Here is a 9369-nt window from a genome sequence, read left to right as displayed (position 1 = left end):
CCGAGATAGGATTTCTCTTCGACCAGATAGACCTCACTTCCCGCTTCGGAAGCTTCTACAGCGGCGGTAAGTCCGCTGATTCCCCCTCCAACCACCAGAATACTCTTATAAGCCATCCTTTTACCTCCCTTATATGCCAGTAAAATCTCGACGAACGTCGAGCTAGTCAGTCTGGTTTCCCGGACCAACCATATAGCACTCCTCCAAGATGATTATGGAGGTATTTGCTTTCTTCTATAGCGAATTCGGTTTATATTGTAAATATATTATAAATTTAGATTATTAAGATTATTTACGCGTTAAATCTAATCCCCTGGACGGTTAATATCAACCACAGGGAATATGAATACTTTCACATATAGAACTAAAAAAAATAAGTAGACCAGTAAGGCCCCTCTTCTAAGCAGAATACTATAAGTTCAAAAATTAATATACAATTTTTAATGTTTTACCTGTTTGTTTACATATTTAAGATTAGCACTGAGGTTACTAGAAGTCAATATTACTATAATTAATATATTATATAGTGAATTAATTAAATAGATAATTCTATTGGGAATTCAAATAGCAAATTTCTAAAATAAATTAATGTCCAAAATTATTTGTCGAGTTGGATCGAATCCTAGATGTATTAAAATAATAGGGTTGCATTCGGGGATTATTATTCACATGTATCTGCGCACAAATTTACACGTCTTAAATGGCCATACAAATAATGAATTATGGAATTAACAAACCCATGTTGTGAAAGATAAAAGACCACGAAGGAAGGTAAGATTTGAATTCCTCCATGGTCCATATCAATAGTTCTTAATAACTAGTTTGCCCGCTTTAGCAACATCTAATATTATTGGTTAACGACTGATGACAAAGAAGTATATAACTTGTAGAGACTTTGTGTGCCGCTGTTTTCTTCACCAGCTGCAGCCAATTTGTCATATAAGGATTTTGCAAGCTTCAGGCCCGGAGTCAATAACCCCATATCATCAGCTGCATTCAAGGCAATTGTCATGTCCTTAATAAAATGCTTGACATAAAATCCGGGAGCAAAATCATTCGCAAGCATACGAGGCGCTAAGTTACTTAATGACCAGCTTCCGGCGGCACCTGAAGCGATGCTTTTAAGAACCGTATCAGGATCTAAGCCAGATTTAGTAGCATAGGCCATTGCTTCACACACGCCAATCATATTGGACGCAATAGCAATTTGATTGCACATTTTCGTATGTTGACCCGCTCCAGCTTTTCCCTGATAGACAATATTCTTCCCCAAATAACTCAAAATAGGAAGTAAAACGTTAAAGACTTCTTCATCACCGCCGACCATAATAGCCAGACGTGCTTCCTTAGCACCCACATCTCCTCCGGAAACCGGAGCATCTAAAGCAAACATTCCCTTGGCATGCGCTTCTTTATATAGTTTATTCGCTAATGATGGCGACGAAGTTGTCATATCTATTAGATAACTCCCGCTTTGAGCATGATTAATAATTCCATGTTCTCCTAGATAGATTTCTTCAACATCTTTAGGATAGCCCACCATAGTAATGATTATATCGCTATTTTGAGCTAGCTTTTCAACGGTTTCTTGCCAAACGGCTCCTGCAGATAGGAGTGATTCTGCTTTACTTTTAGTTCTGGTGTAAATATTCACTTCATAGCCTGCTGTTAATAAGTGTCCTGCCATGCTTTTGCCCATAACCCCTGTGCCAACAAAGCCAATCTTTGAATTTCGTTTTAATGTTAACAAGATCTTCATACTCCTTCCTATTTCCAAGCCTTAATCTTTCTGCAGAGCGTTAAGCAAGTCAACACGTTTGGGAACCACTCCCACTTGTAAAAGAGGTTGATTAGACATAACCTACCTCGTTATACAGTATTCTCTAAAAATCGGGAATTTCCTCCTCTAAAATAGTATCTCCTTTATTCTTTAGAATCCTTTAAACACTAAACTTGTTCAGCCAAATCTGAACATTGGGGCCTTGATAGACAACTCTATAAAAGCGGAGAAAACAAACGAGCACTTGATTCTTTCAGGCGATTGGAGATAGGACGATTTTTATAGTCCTCAAGAACTATTTCCTTGCTATCCTGAAGATCTTGATAAAAGTCCTTTTCTAAGCGGAGAGCCAGAGGTTCATCATAGATAAAAGCACTAATTTCAAAATTCAAACTAAAACTTCGAATATCAAAATTTGTCGAACCAACGACTCCAATTTCTCCATCCAGAATTAAGATTTTGGCGTGAAGAACTCCTTTTTTATATTGATATATCCGGACTCCAGCTTCTAATAACTCTTCAACGTAGGAAAGAGAGGCCCAATACGTAATTTTATGATCAGGCACTCCTTGCAGGATAACCCGCACATCTAAGCCACTTAAAGCTGCCGTTTTTAAAGCCATTATTGAACCTTCATCGGGTATAAAATAAGGTGTTTCAATAAAAATCGTTTGTTCAGCACTGGTTAAAGCTACAAAGAAAATTTCCAGCATCGAACCCCAATCAGAATCGGGACCGGTTGCAGCGATTTGCGTCATTTGAACATTCATTGGTTCCGCCTCAGGAAAGTGCTCCACATCAAATAGTTTCTGTCGGGTGGTTCCGTTCCAGTCATTTAAAAATACTGCTTGCAGAAAATTAACGGAATCCCCCTCAAGTTTTAGAAAAGTGTCCCGCCAAAAACCAATTCGTTGATTAAGTGATAGATATTCATCTCCGACGTTTAATCCTCCCAGAAAACCAATTCGCCCATCAATAACAACAATTTTACGGTGATTGCGCAAATTTAGACGCCGCGATAAAAAAGGAAAGCGGACCGGATAAAACACTTCTGCCTCAACACCTGCTGCTCGTAATTCGCCAAAATGTTTTCGCAAAGAACGATTAACTAAACCATCGACCAGAACTCGGACTTTGACACCTTCAGATACTTTGCGCATTAGTAAATTCAGGAAATCCCGTCCAATGCTATCATTGTGAAATATAAAAAATTCCAGATGAATATGATTCTTGGCACCTTCGATGGCGTCAAAGATTGCCTTGAAGGTGTCGATACCATTGGTAAGCACTTGTGAACGATTATTAAAGGTTATTGGGGCTGAAGCATCATTCATTAAAATATTGGCAAGTTTGCGATTGATCGGAATGTTTGTGGTCTGGTCATCGTCGTCCTCAGCTTGTTTTGCCTGTCGTTCCATTAAGATTTCTTCCGTGGGTCCCTGCAAAAGCTGAGTATGATGAGAAAGTTGATGTTTGCGTACCAATCTGCCGAGCATGAGATAGATTAGTGCACCTAAAATAGGTAAAGCACCAAGAATTAATAACCAGATAATGGTTTTTGTCGGATCTCTGTTTTCTAAAAATACAACGGATCCGAGAATAATCAATTGGGCTATGGTAATTAAGGCTATGGTTATTACTAGGATGGAAATAGGCAGAACCCTCCTTAAAAAACATCTTTAGCAATTTTTTGCAAGTCATCTGCTGAACGGCAACGATAAGCTTTTCTATAGAAAGGTTGATAATCTTTCATGATATTATCCGGATCATTCCACTCCTCAACATTTAAAGGATTCAACCAGAAGATCTGTTTAACTCGTTCAGAAATTTGCGCGACATACTCTTTTTGTGATGAACGATAATTATTCTTACCATCACCAAGTATAACAATCGTCCCTCTGGCAGACATGTTGCTTAAATAATTTTCGGCGAGTTCTTTAAAAGCCGCTCCATAATCTGAGAACCCAAGACTAATCTTATGTCCCCAACTAGTTATCTTTTGCCTGATATTCTCAAAGTCTTCATCCCAAATGAAATCCGAAACATCCCAAACCGTTTCAACAAAAAAATAAACTCGGATTTTTCGATAACGCCGTTTAAAACAAGAAATTAAAAAGATAAGAAATTCTACAAAAGGTGCCATTGAATTTGAAACGTCACAGAGAACGATTAACTCAGGAGCATAAGGGATCCGCTGGTGATAACTTAACTTAAAAATCAGTCCGTTACACTGAACGCTTTGACGTACAATTTGGGCAATGTCAATTTGCCCTCTCCTCATACTTGACTTCCAGCGTTGTCCAGGTCGTACGGCTAATTTTCGCGTCCATTTTCGAATACTCGATTTAACCAAATTCTTTTCTAGATCCGTAAGATTGCTCAAGGGTTTAAAAAGAAAATGTTGCCGAGCTAAAGGCTGCCAGCAATTTTCTTGATGCACTTGAAGTGCTAATATCTGATGTCTGATTTCAGCAATTATCGATGAGCGAAGGTTTAAATGAGCGTACCATTCCTCTTCCGTGAGTGTTCCTCGTTGGTTAGCCAAATCATAAGAATTAATCCAAGAATAATAGTTCATATCCGCTAAAACGGCTTTAACTATATCGTCGAATTCCTCTCTCTTGTTCATTAATGCTTCAAGTTTCGCTAGATTAATTTTTAGAGTAAGGTCTTTAGAAGCATCATGCCCCTCTGAATTCGATAGACTAATTCCGCCGAACCCCCGCCCGATTCCTTGTCCGCCTATACCGGGGCTGTTCCTATCCTCAACGTTAATAGTCCTCGTTGAACGTTCAGCATCATCAGCCGTACCCAACAACTTTGAATCAAATATGATTCTCCAAACACTTTCAAACATAATTAGGTCTTGGGGTCTGCGAATTAAAAGTGCCTTCATTATCTGTTTTTCCGCTATCATCGTAAATCGATCAAAACAAATTTGAACATCACAAACGTCTTCAGAAGATACCATAATCGAAGCTTGTCTCAGGCCATTAATTACCCTAAGAAAATCCCACCCGTTCATCGTTTACTCCATCCTAACCTTAAGCTCAGAATCCCATTTTTTTAGGCGTTCCTCCAACTTGACAATGTCCTTAGGGTATTTCAACAATACATTAAGTAATCCCATTAAGTCACCATAATTAACCTGGTTTTTCTGAAGTGCTTTTAATGCACAGGCAAAATCAATGGATTCTGAAACACTCGGTAACTTTTGCAGGGGAAGCTTGCGAACTTTAGCAACAAATTCGCAGACCTCTTGAACGAGTTGCTCAGAAAGCTCAGGAACCTGTGAGCATAAGATGGAGATTTCTCGTTCAAGAGTTGGATATGTCAGATAGATATGGATACATCGCCTTCTTAAAGCATCGCTGAAATCCCGACTATTGTTACTTGTTAAAATCACAATAGGATTGGCTTTCGAAGTTATGGTCCCTAATTCCGGAATTGTAACTTGCTGCTCAGCAAGCAGCTCTAAAAGAAAGCTTTCGAATTCTTCATCACTTTTATCCAGTTCATCAATTAATAACAGGACAGGTTCTTCAGAACGAATAGATTCCAGAAGCGGACGGGCCAGTAAAAATTCCTCAGAAAACAAATCCAGCTTAATTTCTTCCCAATCATCTGTTTTAGCAAGCTGAAGACGTAAAAGCTGCTTCGCATAATTCCAATCATAAAGTGCTTTTGTGATATCCAATCCTTCATAGCATTGCAGCCGTATCAATTTTCGACGTTCTGCCTTTGCTAAGGCTATAGCTAGATGCGTTTTTCCAACACCAGCCGGTCCTTCAATAAGGCAAGGTTTTTTTAAATAAAGGCCTAAGAATAACGTTGTTGCTGTTTCTTCATCAAGCAAATATCCTTCTTGTTTTAAAGCCTGGGCTAATTCACATGGAGATGTATGCATTACTTACCTCCTAAATAAAAGTCTTGCCATTGTCCCATATAATTTATAACTATTGAGAACTCTCTATGATCGCAGAAAATTATATCAATCGTCATTTATATGTACAAAGACCTTTATAAAACCGAAGTAGATCTCAGACCCAAACAAAAATAGTCTATAGTTTATCTTGGATTTTTGGTTCGGGTTTTTGCTCTCCCATAAAACTGCCTTTTCTGCGGATCAACAATTTTCCCAAACGCCATCTCTTTAGGATTAATGGTAATTCCATAAACATTTTCTAACTTTTTCAAGTAGGAAATTTCAGATTTTGTAACAAGAGATATGGCTTTCCCGCCTTCCCCTGCTCTGCCGGCACGCCCCACCCTATGAAGGTAAATTTGATGATCTTCCGGCAAATCAAGATTAAAAATATGACTTATACCTTGTATGTCTAACCCCCGAGATGCTAAATCGGAAGCTACCAAGATGCGTATTTTCCCCGACTTAAATTCATCCATTGCTTTGTGACGATTTATTTTGCTTGCTCCCCCATAAATTCCTTCTGCTTCTATTCCATGATAGTTAAGTTTCTCAACGGTTTTTTCAATTTCCTCGCTTTTATTGACAAAGATTAAGGCTTTTGTTGGAGATATCATACGGATGATCTTTCTTAAAACTTCAAATTTATCCCTTTGTTCTGCAATAATATAGTCATGAGAAATTGTCGGGTTAATCTTTATTGTCTTAGTAACTCGCAAAACTTGAGGATTTTTTAAAAACTCCATAGCTCGCCGGATCGTTGTTTCAGGAAGCGTTGCCGAAAATAAAGAAAGTTGGGTATCCCTCAAAGCAGTTTTAATAACGGCCGTAACATCACGGACATTATCATCATCCAATAAACGATCAGCTTCATCAAGAACAATTGTTTTAATACTTTGAGCTGATATTTTTCTTTTTTTAATGAGCTCCAAAATTCGGCCACTTGAACCTACAAGAATATGTGGTTTTTCTTTTAACTTTTCAATTTGCCTAGTGATATTCACATTCCCAATTATAGCAGCCGCAGTAACTGGCAGACCTGAATTTTTAGCAAGTATCCCTATCTCGCTGTTAATTTGCAATGCTAATTCATGAGTCGGAGTGAGAATTAAGGCTTGATTCTCTCTTTTTACACGATCTATTTTCTGAAAAATCGGCAGCAAATAGGCCAAGGTTTTACCTGTTCCTGTTTCAGATTGTCCTACAACATCACGGCGATCTAAAACTAAAGGGATTGCTTGTTCTTGAATAGCAGTTGGCTCATTGATTCCTTGTTGATTCAGGGCAAAAACTAACCTTTCTTCTAATCCGAGTTGGGCAAAGGATGTTGGCATTTTGTTCTCCGTCCTGTCCGCTAATATTTTTTAGGTAACGAGTTCACTGTTCAAACTCAAATTTCAATTTACCCTCTTCGGGTTTGTCCCAAACCAAATAGGCTGAAAACTTTTTACCGGTATTTGATTTAAAACCTTTGATGAGTGGAGTCCTGCCCTTTTTCAGCAGGCTTTTGACTTGATTAGGTGTTATGGTTTTCCCACAGAGCTGTTTCTTCCAAATTACAAAGTGACATCCATTTTTCCAATTTGAACAGCCGAACCCTTTCTGGCCCTCGATCACCTCGTGACCGCAGCTTGGGCATATGCCAAGTAACGTCAATCCTTCGTCCGCCTTTTTAGGTCCTGATTTATCGGTCTTATCAAGTGATCTATGGTCAACTCCCTGTGGAGATTTCGGCGCCAATGGTTTAGAACCTACTGCTATAGGCATCTTCCCATTAGTTTTTTCAAATGTACGCAGCTCCTCAATGATCTGACGGATAGCTATTTCGACATCCGAAATATAAGCTTCCAACGTTAATTTCCCTTTTTCTACTTTAGAAAGATTGAATTCCATTTGTCCTGTCATTTCGGCGCTTATCAGAAGCTGAGCTTTGGCAAGTCGTTTCTTAATAAGTTGGATAAGTTCGGTTCCCTTGACAGTAGGTTTCAACACCTTCTGTTCCTGATAAATATACCCACGATCAATTAAGCTTTCGATAATTGCCGGCCGGGTGGCAACAGTACCCAACCCTTTCCCTTTTAATTGCTGCCGAAGTACCTCATCGTCAACTTGTTTTCCTGCCCCTTCCATTGCTTTGAGTAAGTCTCCCTGAGAATAGCGTTTAGGTGGTTTCGTTGTTTTTTCCTCAATTGAAAGAGTCTTCGTTTCAACCTCTTGACCCTGCTTCAGAGGTGGTAAGACAGTTGTCGTTCCATCCTCGATTTCTTCCTTATCGTAATTGTAAACAACTTTCCAGCCAGAGTTCTCCAGTACCTTTCCTTTGGCAGCAAAATGCTCTCGTTCGATTACTGTGTCCACGTCTGTCTGGCTATACTTCGCCGGAGGATACCATACGGCGATGAAACGTCGTACGATCAAATCATAAAGATTTTGTTCATCTCGTGTAAGTTTATCTTGGGCGGTCTTTTCGGTTGTGGGGATTATGGCATGGTGCGCGGTAATTGTATTGATCACCCTTTTTCCTTTAGGTACTCCGAAACCAATCGCTTCAGCCACTAATTTTCGGTAGGGTTCTTGGTTGACCGCCTCCAAATGAAGCGCCAGCTTAGGGGTCAGATCTTTGGAAAGGTATGGACAATCAGTACGAGGATAGGTAATCCCCTTTTTTTCATAAAGGGATTGGGCAATCTTTAATACCTTCTCAGCACTAAATCCATATTTTTTCGATGCAGCAACGGTTAGAGAGGTTAAATCAAAGAGCAAAGGCGGCGGTTCTTGAAGGCCCTTTTTAGTAAGTTTCTCAATAAAAGCGGGTTTTCCCTGAATTCTTTTAATAATTTCCTCAGCCTCTTCGCGCTTTGCTATTCGTTTAGTTTCATTGGTTATATCGTACCATTTACCAATATAGTTCCCCTTGCTTGTTGCAAATTCGGCCCGTATTTCAAAGAACGGCTGAGGGATAAAGGAATGTATTTCCCATTCCCTCTCAACGATGAGAGCTAGAGTCGGGGTTTGGACTCGTCCAATAGATATAACATTTGGCTTTTTTCTTAATGTATCATAACTTCCAAAAAGAGACGTAAATCCTTCGGTTAAATTCATACCAAAATCCCAATCAGCATAAGCCCTTCCATGACCAGCTGCTGCTAAACCTGCCACGGCTTGAGCCGGTTGAAGGTTATTCATGCCTTCAAGAATTGAGGCCACAGTTAAAGATGAGATCCAAAGTCGTTTTAAAGGTTTTTGGCATTTGGAAGCCTCCCAAACTTCCTGGAAAAGCAGCTGTCCTTCTCGATCAGCGTCTGTACCACAAATCACCTCTGTAATCTCTGAGGATCTGAGCAAATGCAAGACAATCTGGTACTGTTTTTCGGCCCCCGCTTTCACAACTCTCCGAAATTCCGCCGCCTTGGGAAGTACAGGTAAACGTTTTAGGCTCCACCGTTTACCAACACGAGCTAAATCCATATAGGTCTCAGGTCGTTCTAATTCTAATAAATGGCCATAACACCAAGTAATTATATACTCCTCATTTTCCAGATAACCATCTGCTCTGCTTTTAACACCTAAGGCATTAGCATATTCACGAGCTTGAGAAGGTTTTTCCGCAATAATGAGTCTTCTTCCCACACCTTAGCCTCCTACTAAATGATTTTAAAAAAAC

At 39.4% G+C, this 9369-nt stretch carries 7 protein-coding genes; all 7 read right to left on the bottom strand.

Annotated elements, in window-relative coordinates:
- Positions 1–116: FAD-dependent oxidoreductase (locus ACPUYX_RS20185; protein ID WP_140419028.1), on the bottom strand; the 116-nt coding region annotated here is incomplete at its 3' end.
- A 731-nt stretch (positions 117–847) separates the two neighbouring features.
- Entirely contained in the window at positions 848–1759 is a 912-nt protein-coding gene (locus ACPUYX_RS20180; RefSeq protein ID WP_426381403.1) for an NAD(P)-dependent oxidoreductase, read from the bottom strand.
- Between the two features lie 236 nt (positions 1760–1995).
- The gene (gene cls, locus ACPUYX_RS20175; RefSeq protein ID WP_426381405.1) at positions 1996–3417 is read right to left on the bottom strand and encodes a cardiolipin synthase; all 1422 of its coding nucleotides are present in this window, start codon (positions 3415–3417) and stop codon (positions 1996–1998) included.
- Between the two features lie 29 nt (positions 3418–3446).
- Positions 3447–4805 carry a VWA domain-containing protein gene (locus ACPUYX_RS20170; protein ID WP_426381402.1) on the bottom strand — a complete coding sequence of 453 codons (1359 nt, stop codon included), beginning with the start codon at positions 4803–4805 and terminating at the stop codon, positions 3447–3449.
- Positions 4806–4808: 3 nt separating this feature from the next.
- Positions 4809–5687 carry an AAA family ATPase gene (locus ACPUYX_RS20165; protein WP_426381401.1) on the bottom strand — a complete coding sequence of 293 codons (879 nt, stop codon included), beginning with the start codon at positions 5685–5687 and terminating at the stop codon, positions 4809–4811.
- Between the two features lie 161 nt (positions 5688–5848).
- The gene (locus ACPUYX_RS20160) at positions 5849–7039 is read right to left on the bottom strand and encodes a DEAD/DEAH box helicase (RefSeq protein ID WP_426381400.1); all 1191 of its coding nucleotides are present in this window, start codon (positions 7037–7039) and stop codon (positions 5849–5851) included.
- Positions 7040–7082: 43 nt separating this feature from the next.
- Positions 7083–9335 (bottom strand): DNA topoisomerase 3, encoded by a 2253-nt coding sequence (locus ACPUYX_RS20155; RefSeq protein WP_426381399.1) that lies wholly within the window; start codon positions 9333–9335, stop codon positions 7083–7085.
- Between the last annotated feature and the right edge of the window lie 34 nt (positions 9336–9369).

Source organism: Desulfosporosinus sp. SYSU MS00001, from assembly GCF_049943955.1.
Classification (GTDB): domain Bacteria; phylum Bacillota; class Desulfitobacteriia; order Desulfitobacteriales; family Desulfitobacteriaceae; genus Desulfosporosinus.
Note: the sequence above shows the minus strand (reverse complement) of the source record. Positions and strands in the feature narration are given on the sequence as shown.